This window comes from Dyella sp., assembly GCF_036568765.1.
Lineage (GTDB): Bacteria > Pseudomonadota > Gammaproteobacteria > Xanthomonadales > Rhodanobacteraceae > GSA-30.
In genome coordinates, this window is sequence record NZ_DATCRY010000092.1 from 21,106 (window position 1) to 41,210 (window position 20,105).

17 protein-coding genes and 1 pseudogene are annotated in these 20,105 nt (G+C 58.3%); 9 read left to right on the forward strand and 9 right to left on the reverse strand.

Translation table 11 applies throughout. From position 1 onward, the window contains the following. Positions 1-218 precede the first annotated feature (218 nt). Entirely contained in the window at positions 219-1,868 is a 1,650-nt protein-coding gene (locus VIM98_RS06980) for an alpha/beta fold hydrolase (RefSeq protein WP_331992378.1), read from the forward strand. A 181-nt stretch (positions 1,869-2,049) separates the two neighbouring features. On the opposite strand, the gene VIM98_RS06985 is transcribed toward VIM98_RS06980, so the two are convergent. Next, positions 2,050-2,889, reverse strand: coding sequence for an alpha/beta hydrolase (locus tag VIM98_RS06985; RefSeq protein ID WP_331992379.1), 840 nt, complete (start codon positions 2,887-2,889; stop codon positions 2,050-2,052). Next, complete coding sequence (locus VIM98_RS06990) at positions 2,886-3,848, reverse strand: DUF2268 domain-containing putative Zn-dependent protease (protein ID WP_331992380.1); 963 nt, start codon at positions 3,846-3,848, stop codon at positions 2,886-2,888. Before VIM98_RS06990 ends, VIM98_RS06985 begins: the two co-directional genes overlap by 4 nt. Positions 3,849-4,038: 190 nt before the next feature. On the opposite strand from VIM98_RS06990, the gene VIM98_RS06995 reads away from it, so the two are divergent. Further along, positions 4,039-5,151, forward strand: coding sequence for an aldose epimerase family protein (locus VIM98_RS06995; RefSeq protein WP_331992381.1), 1,113 nt, complete (start codon positions 4,039-4,041; stop codon positions 5,149-5,151). A gap of 55 nt (positions 5,152-5,206) precedes the next feature. Here VIM98_RS06995 and VIM98_RS07000 read toward each other — a convergent pair whose 3' ends face one another. Next, positions 5,207-5,872: a hypothetical protein gene (locus VIM98_RS07000; protein ID WP_331992382.1), complete on the reverse strand. Its 666-nt coding sequence runs from the start codon at positions 5,870-5,872 to the stop codon at positions 5,207-5,209. Between the two features lie 465 nt (positions 5,873-6,337). Here VIM98_RS07000 and VIM98_RS07005 point away from each other — a divergent pair, with 465 nt between their 5' ends. Next, a complete protein-coding gene (locus VIM98_RS07005; protein WP_331992383.1) occupies positions 6,338-8,101 on the forward strand; it encodes an aspartyl protease family protein in 1,764 nt (587 codons plus the stop codon). 108 nt (positions 8,102-8,209) lie between these two features. On the opposite strand, the gene VIM98_RS07010 is transcribed toward VIM98_RS07005, so the two are convergent. Further along, entirely contained in the window at positions 8,210-8,767 is a 558-nt protein-coding gene (locus VIM98_RS07010) for a hypothetical protein (RefSeq protein ID WP_331992384.1), read from the reverse strand. Positions 8,768-9,171: 404 nt separating this feature from the next. On the opposite strand from VIM98_RS07010, the gene VIM98_RS07015 reads away from it, so the two are divergent. Then, entirely contained in the window at positions 9,172-9,528 is a 357-nt protein-coding gene (locus tag VIM98_RS07015; RefSeq protein WP_331992385.1) for a hypothetical protein, read from the forward strand. A 62-nt stretch (positions 9,529-9,590) separates the two neighbouring features. Here the strand turns inward: VIM98_RS07015 and VIM98_RS07020 are convergent, their stop codons facing one another. After that, entirely contained in the window at positions 9,591-10,937 is a 1,347-nt protein-coding gene (locus tag VIM98_RS07020) for an alpha-L-fucosidase (protein WP_331992386.1), read from the reverse strand. Positions 10,938-11,688: 751 nt separating this feature from the next. Here VIM98_RS07020 and VIM98_RS07025 point away from each other — a divergent pair. Then, on the forward strand, positions 11,689-12,342 hold the full coding sequence (locus VIM98_RS07025) for a glutathione S-transferase family protein (protein WP_331992387.1): 654 nt from the start codon (positions 11,689-11,691) through the stop codon (positions 12,340-12,342). A 20-nt stretch (positions 12,343-12,362) separates the two neighbouring features. On the opposite strand, the gene VIM98_RS07030 is transcribed toward VIM98_RS07025, so the two are convergent. Then, positions 12,363-12,944, reverse strand: a complete 582-nt coding sequence (locus tag VIM98_RS07030; protein WP_331992388.1) for a TetR/AcrR family transcriptional regulator — start codon at positions 12,942-12,944, stop codon at positions 12,363-12,365. A 191-nt stretch (positions 12,945-13,135) separates the two neighbouring features. Between VIM98_RS07030 and VIM98_RS07035 the strand changes: the two genes are divergently transcribed. Next, positions 13,136-14,563 (forward strand): amidase, encoded by a 1,428-nt coding sequence (locus VIM98_RS07035; RefSeq protein ID WP_331992389.1) that lies wholly within the window; start codon positions 13,136-13,138, stop codon positions 14,561-14,563. Between the two features lie 494 nt (positions 14,564-15,057). Here the strand turns inward: VIM98_RS07035 and VIM98_RS07040 are convergent, their stop codons facing one another. Continuing rightward, positions 15,058-15,978, reverse strand: coding sequence for an AraC family transcriptional regulator (locus VIM98_RS07040; RefSeq protein ID WP_331992390.1), 921 nt, complete (start codon positions 15,976-15,978; stop codon positions 15,058-15,060). Between the two features lie 93 nt (positions 15,979-16,071). Between VIM98_RS07040 and VIM98_RS07045 the strand changes: the two genes are divergently transcribed. After that, the gene (locus tag VIM98_RS07045; protein WP_331992391.1) at positions 16,072-17,112 is read left to right on the forward strand and encodes an aldehyde reductase; all 1,041 of its coding nucleotides are present in this window, start codon (positions 16,072-16,074) and stop codon (positions 17,110-17,112) included. 88 nt (positions 17,113-17,200) lie between these two features. Here the strand turns inward: VIM98_RS07045 and VIM98_RS07050 are convergent, their stop codons facing one another. Beyond that, positions 17,201-17,797: a CPBP family intramembrane glutamic endopeptidase gene (locus VIM98_RS07050; protein ID WP_331992392.1), complete on the reverse strand. Its 597-nt coding sequence runs from the start codon at positions 17,795-17,797 to the stop codon at positions 17,201-17,203. 151 nt (positions 17,798-17,948) lie between these two features. After that, complete coding sequence (locus VIM98_RS07055) at positions 17,949-18,533, reverse strand: TonB-dependent receptor domain-containing protein (RefSeq protein WP_331992393.1); 585 nt, start codon at positions 18,531-18,533, stop codon at positions 17,949-17,951. 160 nt (positions 18,534-18,693) lie between these two features. On the opposite strand from VIM98_RS07055, the gene VIM98_RS07060 reads away from it, so the two are divergent. Continuing rightward, entirely contained in the window at positions 18,694-19,473 is a 780-nt protein-coding gene (locus VIM98_RS07060; protein WP_331992394.1) for a gluconate 2-dehydrogenase subunit 3 family protein, read from the forward strand. Positions 19,474-19,475: 2 nt separating this feature from the next. After that, positions 19,476-20,105, forward strand: a pseudogene (locus tag VIM98_RS07065) (GMC family oxidoreductase); the annotation flags it as partial.

Genomic DNA, 20,105 nt, shown 5'->3' on the forward strand with positions numbered 1-20,105 from the left:
TCATTTACGATCCCGGCTGGCCTGAAGATGATCATGCCACGGCTGACGGGGCGTCGATCAGGGAAGGTCGCGCCTCGGCAGCCCACTATCGGGGACCGGCAGGGGCCGCGCAGTCGAGTGTATCGGACGACGCCGGGCGACGGTCCGGCAAGGTGCACTCGTCTGCGCACTGTTTCTGGCTGCGCTTCGCGCGCCACTAGCGATCGAGGTGCATCTGAATGAAGCTTCTTACGTTGTCTGTGCGCAAGCTGGCCGTGGTACTCGGTTGCGCGATATGCTCGGCCTCGGGCTTGGCCAGCGCCCACGACATCGACGATCACAGCGGCGATCCAGCTTATGCCAAGTATTACCGTCAATCGGTGAACTGGCGCAGTTGCCCGCCGTCGCTGTTCACCGATGGAAGCACCATCCAGTGCGCGCTGATCACGGTACCCAACGACTGGGCCGACCCGGATCAGGGCGACATAACCATCGGCATTTCCAGGCCGCTTCATTCGCCGGCCTATAGCCGATTGCTGCTGTTGAACGGCGGCGGCCCGGATAACTCCAGCGCATCGATGGCGGAGATGTTCGAGCAACGGCAGCCGCAGCTGCAGGTCGACCATCTGGTGATCGGCGTCGATCTGCGAGGTGTCAGCGACGGCATGGGCACCCAGGTCAGTTGCAACTATGCCGCACGCAGTGGCGCCGAGAACTTCATGGATGGCGATAGCCGCAATCCAACCCCGGCCAGCATGCAGGCGCAACAGGATTGGTGGAATCGCTCGATGAGCGCCTGCCTGAAGCAGAACGCGGCTTTCCTCAAGGGCATCAACACGCCCAACCACGTGCGCGACCTTAATCTAGTGCGTAGCATCCTGGGTTTTTCCCATGCGGACCTGTTTGCCGTCTCCAGCGGCACAGGCCTGATGGCGTATGCCAGTCGCATGTTCCCGGACAAGTTCGAGCGCGTGGTGCTCGACAGCAATATGAACTGGTCGCACCTGGATTGGCAGCAGCAGGCACTGCTACGGATGTCGATGGATCAGTTGAACGTGCAGCAGGCCTTCATTCCGTTTATTGCGCGACATAACGATCAGTTCCACATGGGGACGACGCCGCAGCAGGTGCTGACGACGTTCCAGCGGATCTACCAGGCTACCTCGCACCATCGCATGGGTAGCGTCACGCCCGACCAGGCCCTCGGGGCGCTGGACGGTACGGGGATGTGGATCTTCTGGGACCTGCTGGTGGCGCCCTCGTTGAGCGCGATGTCCAACGCCCTGGATGGCGATCCGGCGCATATCGCGACGGCTGAGCAGATGGCCGGAGCGACTTATGCCGACCTGCGCGTGCTACCCAGCTTCAACCCGATGAGCGCGGCTTTACAGTGCAACGATTCCGGCTCGACGGACCGGCGCAGCGCATCCCGCAAGATCGCCGATACCCGCAGATACTGGGCGGTCGGTGAGACCACTCTGGTGGACCAGTGCCAGGGATGGCCATGGGCACCGGCTATCGATCCGGTGTTTGAGCTGCGCACAAAGGTACGTGGCCTGATGGTCCAGGGGGAATTCGATCCGTCCACGCCGTACGCGGAAGCCCTGGTGAACCGCCTGTGGAACGGCGGCGCGACACCGATGGTGTTCATCGACAATGCCGTAACGCATGGCGCGATCTTCGACAACAATGCTTGCGTAACTGCTGCGGAGTTCGGATATCTCCACACCGGAGTACTGCCGTCGCACGATGTCGTCTGCAAGGCCCTTCCGATGCACTCGTTCTCCATGCAAGACAGCGCGATCTACGCATACGGCTATTCGGCGAAGGGGACGCAGTTGCCCCCACCGCCGAATGTGCAGCAGGTCAGCTGGGTGCTGGTTCCGTAATCATTGCTTGTGACGAATCTTGCGGGGCCGCCCCCGGCAGAACCAGGCGAAAGGGAGCCGGGTGTGGCAGGCCCCGGTGCTTAGCACTTGCGCAGACCGCCCCTCTCCCTTGGCTACGGGAGAGTGGACGGCCCTGCACGCAAAAAACCAGGCGACGTTACTCCGATCGCGCCCATTCGAACTATCGCCGATTCTGATCGACTCCCGCAGCCGGCGCGAGCTGCCGCAGAAATTCCAGCATCACACGATTGAAAGCTTCCGGGCGCTGCAATGGCGCGAAGTGGCTGACATCGGGCAGCAAGACGAACCGAGCGCCAGGGATGCTGCGGGCGATATATTCGGCGTGTTCGCGCTCAATGAACTCATCGTGCTCACCCAGGACGCTCCACACCGGAACGGCGATCTCCCTCAGCTGTTCAGGGCCATAATTGGGCTGGCCGGCCTGCATTACACCTAAATCGTCGCGCATGGCCTCAAAGCCACCCACCACGGGTGAAAGCGCCTCGTAGTCCTTGACGTGGTGACTATAGATACGCTCGATCGCGATCGAGGACTGGAAGGGCTTTGTGCCCGTGCTGTCGACATTGCAGGCGAAGAAGAACACGCCGGCGGAGCGATCTGGCGTTTGGCGTGACAGGACAAGGGCAATATCGGCACCATCGCTCCAACCGACGAAGCGGGCCTTGGCAATGCCAAGCGCATCCATCACGGCGCGGGTATCGGAGGCCATGAGCTCGTAGCTGTAAGGTCTTGCATCGCGCGTCGAACGTCCTTGGCCCCGACTGTCGATTGCGATCGCCGTGTAGCCCGCCTCGACCAATGCGGGAACCTGATACCCCCAGTTGCCCGCGTTACCAAGACCGCCGTGCAACAGGATAACCGGAGGGCCCGCACCAAAGCTGGCATACCAGATACGAGCGTTTTCGTTGCTGGCATACCCGCTTGTGGCTGGCGTGGGAAACGAGGGAACGCCGTGAGTGGTGAGGTGCGCCAGGTCGTCATCTTGAATGTAGGCGCTCATGATTTATGCACCCTGCCCTCGTGCCTAGAGAATTTCATACCCGGGTGCCAGCCACTCGCGACCAGGAATGCATTCGGATCCTTCATGCCGATAATGTCACGCAACGCCTGGCGCTTGTCGGTCGCCTTCAGATAATAGGCTTTGACGATGCGGTAGCCGACCCAATAGCCCAGATCGCCAGGCTTTTCCGAAGTACTGTTGTAAAGCCAATGAGATAGGTCGCGCTTTTGCATATCCGCCTGAAAGGCCGTTTCGATCTCTTTCTCATGCCCTTTTGTTACGGCTCTGAGCTGCGAATACGATACGTCGCCGGAAATGAGCTCATCCACGAATTCAGCGGCGCCCTCTATCAAGGACATCTCCAATACGGTGGGATTTTCATCGTCGACCAGTTCTCGCACCTGCTGAACGTGTACGTATTCGTGAGAAATCACGTAGACGAATCGATCTTCGACGTTGGGATTCAGCCAGTTAGTGGCACAAAGGGCCTCAAGGCCGATCTGGACACCCGAGACCGGACTCCCGACGCCTACCGGCTTACCTCGGCCAATGGCGATGGTGACTGGCGGGAAACGCGCGTCGTTATACAGCTCGCCGAATCTCAGCAATGACGCTTTGAGCCGCTGTCGCACGCGCGGTAGCGCCCCGGTGCAGCGTTTGGCATCCGAATAAACCTCCGGGTGCTTGACCAGGTTTGCCTCGATGGAGGCGCCAGTGACGTTTCTGACCTTGGCCAACTCATGCAGGCCATCCGTGCCTGCGTCGAGGTAATCATGCTGTAGCTGATCGGCCGTAGGATGCCCTCTAGTAACGTCATAGAGTCGATAGAACCGCTCGACATCCTCGATCTGAATGACAGGTTCTGCGGAAGGCGGCGTGGCCGCAAAAGCTGTTTGCGCAGGAAACAACGCGACCGCCACGCCGACCCAGAGCCACCCTGCCCATTGCTTCTTGCGCATCGAATTCCCCGGTTGGATTGTCGGACTGACGGTCACAAAGGGCCGAGCCTACCTCTTCGTAAGCCGCCATGGGTATGAGGGCCCTAAAATCCACGCTTGCGCCATAATCCTACAATATGGTTGGATGTGCTTTCCCTGACACAGCTAAGAGAGGCAAAGAGTGATGCGATGCCCTGGTCGGATAAGTTCGATGCTGTGCCTCTTGGTGGCAGCTGCAAGCGCTCACGCTGCCGTCGATGCCAAGCGTGAGATGTTCGGCACGATGCCCGACGGTTCTCGCGTGGACGCTGTCGTTCTCACCAATGCACATGGTGTAACTGCGCGCATCCTTTCGTTCGGCGCAACCCTGCAATCGTTGTCGGTACCGGACCGCCACGGCAAATTTGCCAATATCACACTAGGCTATGCGTCTCTCGACAGCTACATCAAGAAGCCGCAGTATTTTGGCGCCAGCGTCGGACGTTATGCGAATCGTATTGCCAAGGGCCACTTCGTCCTGGATGGGCACGCTTACGATGTGCCGGTCAACGACACCCCCAACGCCCTGCATGGCGGTACGACAGGCTTCGACAAGGCAGTTTGGACCATCGGCGAAGTCAAGCACGACGCCAATAGCGCCAGCGTTACATTGACGCATGTGAGCCCCGATGGCGACATGGGCTTCCCAGGCAAACTCACCGTCAAGGCAACCTATACGCTGGACGCCGACAACCGCTTATCCATCGACTATCGCGCAACGACGGATCGCACCACCATCGTCAATCTGACCAACCACGCTTACTGGAATCTATCTGGCGAAGGTTCCGGCAGCGTGATGGATCAAAAGCTCACGATTTTTGCCGACAGCTACCTGCCGATCGATGCGACCTCGATTCCGACTGGCGAAATACGGAGCGTTGCGGGCACGGTATTCGATTTTCGAAAAGGTAAGCCGATCGGTCGAGATATTCGCACCGGCAGCGAACTCCAACTGGTTAACGGCCGGGGCTACGATCACAACTGGGTGATCAGTCGAGCCGTGGCTTCCGAGCCGCGACTGGCGGCAAGGGTATCGGACCCGGCCTCCGGCCGCGTGCTCACCTTGAAGACGACGCAGCCAGGACTGCAGTTCTACTCGGGCAACTTTCTCGATGGCACCTCAGTCGGCACAAGTGGCCACGCATATCGCCAGGGCGACGCCTTTGCGCTTGAGCCGGAGCTTTACCCGGACACGCCCAATCAGCCGTCATTCGGCAGTGCGCGACTGGAACCTGGGCACGAGTACCGCAACCTGATCGTCTACGAGTTTTCGACCGAGCAGTAATGGCGGCTTGTCGAAAACTCGTAGCAGTCGCGATCTCTTTGAAGGCACGGGGCCTTTAAGCGTAAGCATTTCCATTGCGATGCTCGGCGATGAGCGTATCGGTATCGATTCCTGGTCGCATGCCTGTCTTGCCAAACATCGCAAGATGCCAATTTGCGCACGCAGCAGCCGTGGTGATGACATGGTGCTCGGCCTTTTCCGCATTACCTGCGGCGTGTGCATGCAAGGCCTTCCCGGCCAGGTACCCGATCAGCCAGAACCAATCGGCTGGCGTTTTCTTCGCATCATGCTCGACACCCCAGCGTTGTCGCTGATGTTCGGACTCGATGCTTACCGCACGGATGAAATCGTCGGACTGCGGGGTGTTGATGATCGCCTGGAGTCGTTCGAGTTCGGCCAATACCTCCGCTGGCACACTCGGCAGAGCAGGATCGCTCAAATCCCCTGCAAGGTCCTGCGATAAGGCAGGCGCCACAGCAGGCAGCAAGCGGGCAGCACGCCAAATTGTCCAGGCATCCTGAGTAAATTCGTCTTCGTATCCGCCGCCGACTTGATACAAGTTGTAATCGAGGCGCGATGCCTCGACCTCAAACAGCTTGCGCTCCGCTTCCAGTTGATCGCTCATGGATGGATGTCCTTGTGGTTCCTTGCCAGCTGCTAATTCGGGCTGTTCCTTCGTGATTTTGAAGGCTCCAATGTCGAGGGTCGAGAGATAATCCAAACGACTCGACCCCAGTGTAGCCTTCTAGCTCGATGAGATAATGGTCAATCGGTCTCATAAATCAAATCATCAGCTAATCGAGACCGGCTCACATTGGCATGTCAATATTAAAAAATACTTACAGTTCAATCAGTTAACGGATCACCTTAAGTCGCTCGGTCGCGCATGTCCGCATTATCTTCGTCCCGGCAAGTCGTCATGGGCGACAGCATGGATTAGCGCACCACATACTCAATGGCTTCTCTCCCCACTCCTATTCCACGCATGAACTCAGACGAAAATAAAGTGCGCCGCTGCAATTCGACAGCAATCGCACCGTTCCCTTCATAGCCAGCTGCCTTACATCGGCGGTGGAATTTCACATCGATGCGCAATTTTTTGCGCCAACACACTCACTTCCCGATAGCTATAATTCCTCCGGCTTCGCAGCCGCAATGGCTCGATAGTTATACACGGGGGAGAATCATGAAGTGTCTGCGTTTTTGCTGCCTGATCCTGGGCGCTTTGCTCGCGGGCCGAGCCGTAGCCGATGATTGCAAGCTAAGGGAGTACGGAACCCTTCAGGTGAATATGGTCGGTGACCGTGCCACGACGTTGGTGAAAATCAATGGGGTAAGCACGCGCTTCATTCTGGACACCGGGGCATTCTTCAATTTCATGTCAAACGCTAATGCTTCAGCGCTGGGACTTGAGTTAGAGCCGATGCCATGGGGGTATCGTATTAGTGGCATTGGCGGTAGCGCCAGCGTCCAGCAAACCCGCGTCAAGCGATTTGGCATTCTTGGCACCACTATCGACAACGTCGCTTTTATCGTCGGCGGCACGGATGCAGGACGTGGACTGCTTGGCGCCAATCTCCTCGATGTCGCCGATCTGGAGCTCGATCTCGCGCATGGCAAGGTAGTGCTGCTCAAAGCAGATAACTGCGAAAAGGCATCGCTCGCCTACTGGTCGAAAGATGGCCGATACAATGTCGCTGATATCGAACCGACTCGCGAACACGATCGGCGCACCTTCATGAAGGTAACGATACATGGAAAAGAGCTGCGCGCCCTGCTCGACACAGGGGCCGTATCTACCATATTGGGGCGCAAGGCAGCCGAGAAAGCAGGCATCGACCTCAACGCTCCTACGGTCAAAGTAGTAGGCAACAGCACCGGCATCGGCGAGAAAACGCTCAAATCCTGGATCGTGAATGTCGACTCTTTTTCTGTTGGCACGGAAACGATCCAACACAGCCAGATGGTCGTCATCGATGGGAAAGTGGCCGACGACACCGATATGATTCTGGGTGTGGACTTCGTCCTTGCCCATCATATGTTTATTGCCAACAGCAAGAAGAAGGCCTATTTCACTTACAACGGCGGGCGTATATTTACCTATGCCTCGGCACCCGTCGACAGCGACAAGACCGATATCGATACAAAGCCCGGCGAAGACGAGAGCAAGCCCAGGACCGCGAACGACTATTATCTGCTTGGCCAGGCGCACTTGTCTCGCGACGAGACTGCCGCGGCACTGACCGATTTCGACGAAGCGATTCGCATGGCACCCGACAGGGCTGGCTATTATGCCGCGCGAGCCAAGGCACATGAGATCGCGAGGCAGCCGAACGAGGAGCTTGCCGATCTGGACAAAGCGCTCGAATTGAATCCCAAGGATGCCACTGCGCTACTCATGCGGGCTCAGATTCGCTTCGCTCTTAAAGATCGCGCGGGAGCCGCTTCGGATGTTGCGGCTGCCAGTTTATTGGCCCCTGCGGGGACAATCTTGCAACACGCTGTGGCGAGCTTCTATATCAGGCTGGATCGACCTGCGGACGCGCTTCCTATGCTGGACGATTGGATACGCTTACATGACGATGACGCTATGCTTGGCCATGCCCTAGCCGAGCGTTGCTGGGCACGCGCCCTTAGTAATCAGGCGCTCAATGAAGCGCTCAAGGATTGCAAGAAGGCGATTAAGCGGGACGGCGAAAAACCGCTCTCTCTCAATGGTCTTGGCCTGGTCGAGCTGAGGCTGGGGAATTACTCCGATTCAGTCAAGGCATACCAGAAACTGGTAGCACAACAGCCACAGTCTGCGTGGTCACACTATAGTCTAGGCGTCGCCGAACTTCGTCATGGCGACAAGGATGCTGGCAATGCGGATCTCGCGGCCGGGCGAACGCTCGATCCGCAAGTCGAGATCCGTGCCAACAAGTTTGGGCTGACTACGGTGGCGCAATAAGTATCTCATGCTTTGCGGCGTTGCCACTCCAGTCCTCTTGCCCTTAAAAAAAGCAGGCTCCCGGAGACGCCTGCTTTTGCCTTCCCGCTTCATTCCTCGCGGCGCAGCTTATTTCTGCCCAGCCGAAAATTTCTCTCCCAACCCGCTATTGAAAGGATTGGGATCGCTGCTGACCAGGCAGTTGTAATCCTTGCCTTCATTAAGAACCAGTATCGACGAATTGGCGCCTTTGAAGTCGGTTCCGATCGAGAATAGTACGAAATTGTTCGGTAATGCCGCCGGACGGAATGCGCCGAAAGCATACTGGCCAGCAATACCGAGCGGCGCCAATTTTATGGTGAGCTGCAGCGGCTTGGTGGCCACAGGCGACGGCAGCGACGATGACGCGCTCATGATCAGCGTCTGCGCGTCAATGGAATACTGTGTTGTGACGGTAACACCAAGATACCGCGAGTCTACTGCCGCTACCTGCTTGCGGCACGCGGCCACGTCTTCGGGCTTCTTGTCCTGCTCGCCGGTCTGCAACGTCGCAAAGACATGCGTCAGTCGTACTTGCGCCTTTCCATGAACAGGTGCAGCCAAAGCGGCACCGCCGTAGGACAAGGCAATCAACGACGTTATACCGCATGCCAGAAAATAACCTGGGCGATTACTATTCAAGCGCATAAGATTCCCCTTTCATTATTGAATGAGATACATCCGAAAATCATCGATCTGCGCTTATCGCGAGAAAACATGGCAGCCACACGGAAACGCTCGAAACATTCAAGCGCAACCGACCCGCAGGCATAAAGCCAGCAAGTCAAATCAATCCAGTGGCAAGCCGAAAGCAGACGACCAGTGCTCGACGCAGCACCTCAACCCCTCTTGGTCGACCGAAACAGACGCCTGCATTCCCCCGAAAGCGGCGTGAAGCTAGCATGCATTTGTGTGGAAATGGCGTGAATACGGGTCGATGCCGACGTCGCACCGACCTTCACACTCCTCTCCAATGAGCGTCCATCCGATACACCCGCGGAGCGATCGTGCTCGCGTCGCGGATCTATCGCATATCGCCTTCGGAGGTAGCCATGGCTTATACACTTCCACTCACCCAGTGGATCCGACTGGAAGACTGCCTGAGAGACAAAGGAGTCAGCTATTTCTTTAAGCCGAGCAGGAACGATGGTTTTATGTTCCAGACGGGCAATGGAGATGGCCTGACCAAATATCATATTCATTCCATCGAGGAAGCCGGTGAGGACGACATGATATTTACCAAGCTCCTCGCAAAGAGCTCCAACTGGCGTGGTGGCAATGAGCCCGATCTGGCGACCTTCCCCATCGATCGATGGGCGGCACAATGCGTCGGCATGGACGCATCGGTGCTCATGGTTGTCAGAGCACTTGGCGAATGTTTTACAGCGCTCGGTGCCGCTGGCCCTTGAAGGCGAGGCTCCCGACGTCGTCCCAGCGCCCCACAAAAAGGGGCGTTGGGACTGCGGCACAGTCAACTGCCCGCGGCTGCGTCCAGCGGCTTCTTGTAGAGCTTGAGCGGACTATCCAACTGGAGCGCGATCACGCTCATGTGCTGATCTAGCGCCTGCCCCGCCGTGTCGATGTAAAGCAGCCCAGGGATATTCACGCTGTTGCCAATTAACTGTGTCTTCAAACTTGTATTGCCGCCAAGCAGACGGGCATCTACAACCTTGTTTATCAACCCTTTCACAAGCACCGGGCCATTCGGTTTGCCGTTGACGAACAAATACAGCGTGCGCTGATCGGCCGAGAGCGTGCTCGGCCCGTTGTAGTAATCCTTCGGTACACCGGCATCGGTGCCGTAGACCGCCTGGGGATACCGATGAATCCATTGGCCGAGGGCATCGAGGATATCCACCTGCTCCTGCGGAAAGGTGCCGTCGGCGCGAGCGCCGATGTCGAGGAGAAGGTTGCCGCCCATGCCGATCGTGTCGACGAACAGACCGATCACCTGCGTCGGTGTCTTGAAATTGCGGTCGCGCTGCTGGTAACCCCACGAGTCGTTGGTCGTCAGACAAAGTTCCCAATACCGATCCGAGGGCCGGGCGATCGGGGGGCCTTGTTCGGGCGTAGCATAATCGCCGTTTTCCGGCAGCCTTGCATTGAGTATGACCTGTGGGTTGTCGCTGCGCAGCATGTCGCGCGTCTTGTTGGCCTGCCATTCCTTTGCATTGTGCTCCCAGTCGCCGTCGAACCAGAACAGATCCGGGCGGTAGCGCTGCGACAGCTCACGTAACTGGCCCTGGTAATAGCTGACGAATCGCTGCCATCGTACGGGGTCGTTGGTATAACGCTTCTCCTTGCGAGTAAACACGTCGTAGTCCGGCGACGACCAATCCGCCAGCGAGTAATACAGCCCTACCTTCAAGTCGTCCTTGCGCAGCGCCCGCACGAAAGGCCCTATCAGATCGCGGCCCGCCGGCGTGTCTTTGACCACATTGATGCCGTGCGCGGAATTCCACAGCGCCACGCCGTCATGATGACGGCTGGTGAGCACTGCATAACGCGCACCGCTGCGCTTGATCAGGTCGGCCCAAGCCTGGGGGTCGTAATGCGCCGCCGTGAAACCATGCAGCTGTTTCATATAGTCGGGGTAGCCGATCTTCCCGTTGAAGAACGACCACGATTCGTCAATGCCATCGACGGCGTAGATACCCCAATGGATAAAAATGCCCAGCTTGGCATCTTTGAACCATTGCATGCGCTGGACATCCGCGGCCGAAGGCGCCGGCTTCGCCTCTGGCACTTGTGCTGCCGCAACAAAAGAAAGGCCTGCCAGAACGACTGACAGGATCTGCATTGCCATGAACTTTCTCATGAAAACTCCGTGGTCGAATAACCGAACCCTGATATCTTGCGGGCACACGATGCGATCGATAGCACGACGACCGCCACCGCCTCAAGTCAAGCTCATATGCGCGGATTGATCCGTGGCGCCGTTACCAAATTGGCCGCCGTAACTGGCGTCGACCGATACATTGCGCGCGAATGCGAAGACAAGGCTCATATCGACAGGAGACGTCGCCGTAAATAACCAGCTCCGTCGTGGTCGCGTGGGCGTTGGAATCGCGTTGATCGACGCGCATGCTCGTCGGGCGATGACCGAATGGCTATCGTCCACCAGCGCGCTGCGCGCGCTGGCAAACTGTTCGTCAGATAGGGCATTGAAGCGCTACCGCGCCGTGGGCGCATCCAGGCCGACCATGGCGGCATAGATGGGACTGGCCATGCCAAGGGGCTCGACGGCATCCGCTACGGCACGCTGATTCTTCGTCTGCGCTGCATCATCGAAATGGATCTCGCGATCATTGCGCTGACTACATCTTCGTGAAGCGAAGGGCGCAAGAAAATGCGCCACAACCTTCCATGAGCAGGGATCGGCAACGCCATCCTTAGCGAAAAGGCAGCTATCTCTGTGGGACCGGCTTCAGCCGCAACAGGGCGCGGACCGGAAGTCGCTTCGCCGGCTGTGTCGATTTGGCAGCAATTCGTTCGTCATCATGTTGAACTGGACGAGAAACGTCCGCCTCCCAAATGACACTGTGCAATCGCTACGACAGGAGATTCCCATGTCCATCACCATTACTGCCTTCGAACGATCGCCCGATGGCGGCATGGGGCTGGCTCGCGATACGCGGGTCCGCTGGGCGCTTGAAGAAGCGGGCCTGCCCTACGAGGTTCGCCCTGTCTCATTCTCTGCGATGAAAGAACCGGCACATTTGGCCGCCCATCCCTTCGGCCAGATTCCCACCTACGAAGAAGGCGATCTCGTACTGTTCGAGTCGGGCGCGATCATTTTCCATATCGCCTCGCATTGTGCCGGCTTGTTGCCCGATAACCCCGGCGCAAGGGCGCGTGCGATCGCCTGGATGTTTGCCGCGCTCAACTCTGTGGAGCCACCGATTCTGGATTTATCCATCGCCAAGATTACCGAGCGCGATTACCCCTGGGCCAAGGACCGCCTGCCGGTGGTCGTCGATCGAGTCCGCCAACGGTTGGGCCAACTGGCGGCGCGCCTGGGCGATGCGGAGTGGTTGGATGGTGCGTTCAGCGCAGGTGACCTGGTCATGGTCTCGGTGCTGCTCAGGACCAAGCCATCGGGCATTTTGAATGAGTTTCCCACTTTGGCTGCGTATGTGGCTCGCGGCGAAGCACGTCCTGCGTACAAGCGGGCTTTCGCTGCCCAATTGGCGTTCAATACGGCAAAGCCGGTAGCCGGTTGAGCAAGATTCGGGGGCGACGCTCAAGGCGGCAACAACCCTGCCGCCTGATAATTCTTGATCAACACATCGAAGAGCTTGATATCGGAGCGCCCGCGGGCCATCAATTGCGCCCCTGCGACCGCTGCGAAAATAGCGTGCGCTCGCTTGCTGGCATCTTTTGCGCCCACAATCCCTGCCTCAACGAGTGTCTGGCTCAGCCACTCGACATTGACGTCGGTGAAACTCTCGACCTCTTTCTTGACCACCTCGGGAAGATCGTCGAATTCGGCCGTCATGAAGCTGCACAAACAAATCCGGTTGTCGTTTTCGAGTGCCTTGCGAAACGTACCCGGATACTTCCGCAGGCGATCGGCAGGATCCGGCAGCCGTGCCGCGAGTGCCTCCAGCCCTGCGGCGGCATCTTCCCAGTAGCGCCTGGCTACGGCGGTCGCCAGGTCGGCCTTGCTTGGAAAGTGGTGATAGAGGCTTGCCGCCTTGATGCCAACATTCTCCGCCAGCGCGCGAAGGTTCAGCCCGCCATAACCATGAGCCTGCGCCATCCGCGTTGCGGCATCGACGATGGTGTCCTTGGAATTTTTGTTTGTATGGCTTTCCACGAACATTTCCTCGAAGAGATGGGCCGCATTCCTGCCTCGTCATTCTCTCAAAACCGGTAAGCAGGGCCAAATTCGACCGAGACGAAAGGTATTGACTCGCCCCGAATATAGGGCGTATCTTCCGCCCTAACAAGTGTTAGGTAGAGCGCGCCACCCGACCTTGTTGACCCTCCCTTTCGCCTTTGTTGAGAAAACCCATGAATTCCGGACTTGTTTACCAAGACGCGACCAAGCTCGCCGAAATGATCCGCGCCAAGGAGGTTTCGCCCGTCGAGGTCGTGCAGGCGCACCTGGACCGCATCGAAGCGGCCAACCCCAACATCAACGCCATCGTTACCGTCGCCGACAACGCACTGAAAGCCGCCAAGGCGGCCGAGGCCGCTGTTCTGGCGGGCCACGAGCTCGGACCATTGCACGGCGTTCCTTTCACGGCCAAAGACTCTTTCGATACCGCCGGTGTCCTCACCCAGCTGGGTTCGCCGATCTTCAAGGGACGCATCCCCGACAGCGACGCGACCAGCGTTACACGCATGAAGAAAGCCGGCGCCATCCTGCTCGCAAAAACCAATCTGCCTGAATTTTCATACTGGATCGAAAGCGACAACTTGCTTTCGGGCCGTACGTTGAACCCCTGGAACCAGGATCGTACGCCGGGCGGCTCAAGTGGCGGTGAGTCCGCCGCCATCGCAGCGGGCATGTCCCCGATCGGCCTTGCCACCGATGTCGCGATCTCCGTCCGTGGCCCGGCCGCATTGACCGGCGTCGTCGGGCTCAAGGCAACGCATGGACGCATCCCCATGACGGGTATCTGGCCTCGCGTGCCGCGCCGGTTCTGGCACGCCGGTCCGCTGGCACGCACGGTTCGCGATGTGGCACTTGCCTACTCGTTATTGGCAGGCCCGGACGGCGCAGATGGATTCTCTACGAGTCCGCTCTCACTCGATGCCGGTGTCGGTACCACGCCGAAGCGACCGCTCCGCGTTGGCTGGCTTGTCGAGCCTGGCTTTGGCCTGGTGGACAATGATGTGGCAGCAACGGTGCAGGCAGCGGCCGAAGCGCTGAAGAGTGCCGGAGTTATCGTAGAACCGGTGCGTATCCCTGTGCTCGAGCAAATCAATGCCCTTGAACTTCTTTGGAAGCTCCAGGCCATGGAGACCAAGCCGGCCTTCAAGGAAGCGACCGCAGGCCACGAGGAACTCATCTACAAGCACGTTCAGGGCGTTTTCGATACCCCCGATACAGCCATCGAGGATTTCGTTATCGCCGAGCAGCAGATCGAAGTCATGCGAGACGGATTCGCCCAGTACTTCCATCGCTACGATGCGCTGCTCTGCCCGGTCACGCCGGTACCGGCACATGCACACGATGCTGCCGAGTTTGTCATCAACGGCCAGACGGTCTCGTCTCTGCATGTCATGGATGCGACCGCTCCCCTCAGTGTCACCGGTCTACCCGGCCTTTCGCTTCGTTTCGGCACAAGCCACGATGGTCTTCCGATCGGCGTGCAACTGGTATCGCCCTGGCTGGCAGAGTCGACGATTCTGCATCTCGGTGCCCTGTTGGAAAGCATGAGTCCCGTCCGTAACCAGCATCCGAGCCTCGCCAGCATGGGTATCGAGCACTAAGACGGCCTTGCAAGACGCCCGAAACCTGATGCGGCGAAGATGCATGATGGTGGACCGGGTCAATAACGATTCGGTCCACCGTCGCGTCTGCCGGACGAGTCGGGATCCTGTCTGTCCCCCCGTTTTGTGGGACCCTTCGGGAGACGATGGTCAGATTCAGATTATTTCCCCGGCTCGTCGAGCAACACAGGCTGAGGCAGAAGCGTTCTGTCGAACGCCAATGCCCTGTTTCTTAACTCGCCGTGGCACGAAGGGGCCGATCGGACTGAAGGGAACCTCTAAAAACCTGCATTCTGTGAGAGCGACTTTCGTCGCGACGATCGTGCCTTATCGCAAGTTCTTGTCGCGACTGAAGTCGCTCCCACAACGATAGGATCCGTTTTCGCTGTGTCCAAGTCATTGACAGGTTTCTACGCAGTAGGATCTCGGTCCATGAGGAAGCGCAAAAGGCCATGAAGACATACTCGCGCCGTCGAAATGGCGGGTAACGATAATTACCGCTGGTCGTTCGGCAATCGAAAGGTTTTGGGCGCCTGGCCGGTGACCCGCTTGAATGCGTTGCTGAAAGCGCTTTCCGAGGCATACCCAAGCTTCTGGGCAATGGAGGCAATGGGACTTTTCTCCTCGCGCAATGCGCGCTCAGCCAAGTGCATGCGCCACTGTGTGAGATAGGTCAATGGAGCGACGCCTGCGATCGTCCTGAAATGGAGGGCAAACGTTGTACGCGACATAGCACATGCCCTGGCAAGCTGGTCCAGCCCCCAGTTGCATGCGGGATCGTCATGCATCAAGCGGAGGGCCGGAGCAATACGTGGATCGCCCAGCGCCCGCAACCAACTGGCAGGCTTCGGGGCCGACGTTTTCAGATGAGCGCGCAGTATCTGAATAAAAAGAAGCTGAGCCAGTTGCGCCGATGCAAGCTGGCCACCGGGTTGCTCGGTAGCGCACTCTTCCACCAGTCTATCGAGTAGCCAGCGAAACGCTGTTGCCTGCGGTGAACTGGCCGGCACGTGTATCCACGGTGGCAGGACATCCGACAGTAGCCGCCCGCTGGCCGGGTCGAGCAGGACATGCCCACCGATGTGGGCGAAGTCGTTGCCGTCGCCTAATTGCGCGGTTGCTTTCCCCGCCCCGGAAAAGACGCTCATGGCATCCACGGGGGCCACGCCCAGGTCGCTCGCCAGCACGAACGAGCGCTTTGCCGATAGCAGCCCGATATCTCCAGTATCGAAGCAGACAGGTTCGGCGGTACCTTCGATATGAACCCAGCAATGCCCTTTCACCACGGCAAAAAACTTGATCTTGTCCGGCGCCGGAAAACGAAGCGCCCAAGCACCGCCTGCCGTAAAGCCGCCCGTGAGCAGGGATTCGGTTCTGGTGAATCTGAGGATGTCGGAGAACGGATCGACGCTCATGCCCGTACTTTCACGCAAGTAGATCGTACTTTTGATTATTCACAGTACGGCAATCGATGTCTAACCTGACGATCAGTCAATTAGGACATCGGCATGAACGAAAAACAGGTATTGGTCACTGGGGGCACAGGATTTATCGCGCAGCACTGCATTCTCGCCCTGCTCGGGAAGGGATACCGCGTGCGGACAACGATCCGCTCGCCCAGCCGCGAGTCGGAAGTACGGGACAACCTCAAGACCGGCGGAGCCGACCCGGGAGATCGCCTGTCTTTTGTCATTGCCGATTTGAGCGAGGATCTCGGCTGGGCCGATGCTGCCGCCGATTGCACGTATGTGCTGCATGGCGCTTCTCCCACGCCATCTGGCAACCACACCCATGAGGACGATTGGATCCGACCCGCCGTAGACGGCAACTTGCGCGTTCTGCGTGCTGCGCGGGATGCAGGCGTGCAGCGGGTAGTTCTTACTTCCGCCTTCGGTGCCATTTGCGCCGGACACTCTTCCATGAAGCGCCCGTTCGACGAAACGGATTGGAGCAATCTGACTGGTAACGTATGGCCCTATCAGAAGTCGAAAACCCTCTCCGAACGCGCCGCCTGGGAATTTATCGAGCGCGAAGGGCGCGGACTCGAACTGTCCGTCGTCAATCCCACCGCCGTGCTCGGTCCGGTATTGGGGCCGGATTACTCGCACTCGATAAGGATGATCACGAACATGCTCGATGGTCAACGAGGATGTCCTAAAGTGAATTGCGGTTTTGTCGACGTGAGGGACGTAGCGGACTTGCATATGCGCGCCATGACGCATCCCCACGCCAAAGGCGAACGGTTTCTGGCAATCGCCGGCGATAGCCTGTGGCTGATCGAAGTGGCGAAGGTTCTGCGTCGTCGCATGGGGGCTTCGGCTCATAAAGTGCCGAGGTGGGAACTGCCCAACTGGCTGGTGCGCTTCTACGCCCGCAGCAACCCCGGAATGAGAGGCATAGCGACACTACTCGGCAGGAATATGAATGCCACGAGCGAGAAAGCCTGCCGCATGCTCGATTGGGCGCCGCGTTCGAGCGAGGAGGCCATCGTTGCCACGGCCGAAAGTCTGATTCGGCTTGGCTTGGTAGGGCTCTCGAGCAAGGCTTAGCAGGCTTATACCGATTTCAGCCCTGGAGCCGATGGGGCTCCAGGGCGAACTGCGTTGCCCTTTTAGGCAGGCACATCGGAATTAGCGCTTATAGATAACCGAAACGTATCAATGTGAACGCACTCATGTCGGCACAAGCATGAAAACCGATGACGTACCAGAGATTAGCCGGCCAAAACGAACGTATCGCGCCCGCAAGCAAAGCAAACACCAGGGCATTGACCACACCGAAACTGCCGAGCTGCCAGTGGTACACGGCGAACACCAGAGCGGTTACCGTGAATGCAAGCAAGGAACGCAAACGCGAAGCTGGCAAGTGACGTAGAAGCGTGTCGTAGAGATAACCACGAAACAGCAATTCTTCATAGAATCCCCCGATAACCCACGCCAGCCCCAGGGCCATCAGATAACCGGAAAGGCTGGCACGCACGAAAGCGAAGTCGGAAAAGTCGGGCCGTTCGGTCAGCAGATGAGCAAGCACGGGGCCGATGACAGCGTAATTCACCAGGGCATAAGCCAGCCCTAACGCTCCACCGACAACCAACGGGGCAATGCCGAACGTTTTCCAGCGGAAGCCAACATCGGACCAACCGAGTCCCTGGTAACGTAGCATTGCTGTGCAAAGCCCAAGCCCAAGCACGGGATACAGAAACATGGGCACGCCCAAGTGAGGGGCAATCAGCACGATACACGTCCCGAGGATTATTCCATAGACTTTGCGAGACCTATTCAACACCGGTCCGACTGCATCGTTCATCGATCCGATTCCCCGTCTAAGCCGCCGGCATAGTAAGGAATCGCGCCGACCTTGTCGAAGATGTTGGAGACGGTGAGCTTCAGCCTGGTCTCCGGATTGATCTGCCAGCCGACAGCACGGTGTTCTGGTCGAGGTATTGGATGGCGTTGTCCACGCCCATGTGCCAGTAATCGGCAGATAGCGACAGCCCCTGCATGCCGGGAACCTGCCACACGAAACCGTAGGCCCAGGAGTGGCCAGTCTGCGGCAGCAACAAGCGACTGCCATTCGTATACAAAGTGTAGTACTGCGAGGTCGGACGCTGTACCAGGTTGCACCAGGTGTTGTTGTTCTGGCCCTGTTTGATGGCATTGATACACTGCAAGGGATCGATGTAATCGCCGACCGGCGACGTAGAACCGCACAGGTAGATAGCCTGCATGTCCGGCGCCTTGAAGTTGGTGCCATAGCTGCCGCGAAGCAACAGTCCGTCCAACGGGCGCCATTCCAGGCCCGTGCCCCAGGTGCGGGCGATGTCGGCGCTGCCGGCATCGTGGTACTTATCCAGGCGCCCGGAAATTGTCCAGGTCAAAGTGTCGAGCACGGGCACGCGGAATTCGGTGCCGAACGAATGTAGCTGTCCATTCACACCCATCGCCAATGCACAGCTCTCATGGAATGCCACCAGCCATGCCAGAGCGGCTCACATTACGAGAATTCGCCTTAAATCAATCCATTAAAATAATGATTTAAATCATATTTCTCATCACGCTCCCTCCTTCACCACGACATCACTGCAGCAAGAGAAATATTAAAAAGGTGTCTTGCGCTCAAGCGAGGGTCCGATGGATAAGCCAGTCTCTGGTCGGCGTCATTTCCTGATCAGCACGGCTGTCGCGGCCGGAGCCGGAGTAGCGGGCTCATTGGGTGCAAAAGTCCGCGACGGTGAACTCGGCGCACCACCACGCACTTATCAAGGCGGTGTTCCGTGGACCGAGGGATTGGCGGACGAACCGCCCGGTGTGTCGGGCACGGACTTCAAGTTTTTTACGCCTGCCGAACGCGCGTTTATCGAAGCCGCGGTCAGCCGCCTGATTCCGAACGATGAACTGGGACCGGGCGCTGTCGAAGCGAATGTTCCGTTCTTCCTGGATCGGCAGTTGGCCGGACCATTCGGCCGCGGAGATCATTACTATCTGGGCGGACCCTGGCCCAAGGGAGCGCCGGAACAGGGATATCAAAGTCGCTTCTCACCCGCACAAATGTACCGGGCGGCCATCGCGGCCATCGACAAATACACGCACGCAAACTTCAACGGTGCGGACTTCGCCAAGTTGTCCGAGGACAATCGCGACAAGCTGCTGAAGGGCATGGAGAGCGGCTCCATCCAGCTTGAAGATGGCGTCGATGCAAAGACGTTCTTTGCCATGCTGCTGCAGAACACCAAGGAGGGCTATTTCTCCGATCCCATCTATGGTGGCAACAAGGACATGGGCGCCTGGAAAATGATCGGCTTTCCCGGCGCGCATTACGACTATCGCGAATGGGTAACGCGACATGGCGAACCCGTGCCCTTCCCGCCCGTCAGTTTCAAAGGGCGCGCTGGCTGGAATGGGGAGAGCTGACCATGGCGACGAGCTTGAAACCTGTCGATGCGGTGATTGTCGGCTTTGGCTGGACCGGCGCCATCATGGGACAGCAATTGGCGGATGCGGGGTTGGAAGTGCTCGCCCTGGAGCGCGGCCCCTGGCGCGACACGGCCACCGACTTTGCCACTGGCTTTGCGCAAGATGAACTGCGCTACATGTGGCGACATCACTTGTTCCAGAACGTCTCCGACGACACGCTGACCATACGCAACAACACTAGTCAGACCGCACTGCCGATGCGACATCTTGGCTCGTTCCTGCTTGGCACAGGCGTCGGCAGTGGCGGCGTGCACTGGAATGGCCAGATCTGGCGCTTTCTGCCTTCGGATTTTCTGACCAAGAGCCATAACGAACAACGCTATGGCAAGAAAGCGGTTAGCGATTACGATCTGACCGTCCAGGATTGGGGCGTAACGTACGAGGAACTCGAGCCGTACTACCAGCAGTTCGATGTATTGTGCGGAACCAGTGGCAAGGCCGGCAATCTCAACGGCACGATTCAGCCCGGCGGCAATCCCTTCGAAGGCGCACGCTCGGCCGAATATCCCACACCGCCGATGCCACAGACATATGGCCCGACGCTGTTCGGCAAGGCTGCCGCAGAACTG

Bases quoted from the DNA above. Each gene is read 5' to 3' on its own strand.
- VIM98_RS07020 (WP_331992386.1), bottom strand. From the start codon at position 10,937: ATGAGAAAGTTCATGGCAATGCAGATCCTGTCAGTCGTTCTGGCAGGC.
- VIM98_RS07005 (WP_331992383.1), top strand. From the start codon at position 6,338: ATGAAGTGTCTGCGTTTTTGCTGCCTGATCCTGGGCGCTTTGCTCGCG.
- VIM98_RS07015 (WP_331992385.1), top strand. From the start codon at position 9,172: ATGGCTTATACACTTCCACTCACCCAGTGGATCCGACTGGAAGACTGC.
- VIM98_RS07060 (WP_331992394.1), top strand. From the start codon at position 18,694: ATGGATAAGCCAGTCTCTGGTCGGCGTCATTTCCTGATCAGCACGGCT.
- VIM98_RS06990 (WP_331992380.1), bottom strand. From the start codon at position 3,848: ATGCGCAAGAAGCAATGGGCAGGGTGGCTCTGGGTCGGCGTGGCGGTC.
- VIM98_RS06980 (WP_331992378.1), top strand. From the start codon at position 219: ATGAAGCTTCTTACGTTGTCTGTGCGCAAGCTGGCCGTGGTACTCGGT.
- VIM98_RS07040 (WP_331992390.1), bottom strand. From the start codon at position 15,978: ATGAGCGTCGATCCGTTCTCCGACATCCTCAGATTCACCAGAACCGAA.
- VIM98_RS06985 (WP_331992379.1), bottom strand. From the start codon at position 2,889: ATGAGCGCCTACATTCAAGATGACGACCTGGCGCACCTCACCACTCAC.
- VIM98_RS07045 (WP_331992391.1), top strand. From the start codon at position 16,072: ATGAACGAAAAACAGGTATTGGTCACTGGGGGCACAGGATTTATCGCG.
- VIM98_RS07025 (WP_331992387.1), top strand. From the start codon at position 11,689: ATGTCCATCACCATTACTGCCTTCGAACGATCGCCCGATGGCGGCATG.
- VIM98_RS07010 (WP_331992384.1), bottom strand. From the start codon at position 8,767: ATGCGCTTGAATAGTAATCGCCCAGGTTATTTTCTGGCATGCGGTATA.
- VIM98_RS06995 (WP_331992381.1), top strand. From the start codon at position 4,039: ATGCTGTGCCTCTTGGTGGCAGCTGCAAGCGCTCACGCTGCCGTCGAT.
- VIM98_RS07035 (WP_331992389.1), top strand. From the start codon at position 13,136: ATGAATTCCGGACTTGTTTACCAAGACGCGACCAAGCTCGCCGAAATG.
- VIM98_RS07030 (WP_331992388.1), bottom strand. From the start codon at position 12,944: ATGTTCGTGGAAAGCCATACAAACAAAAATTCCAAGGACACCATCGTC.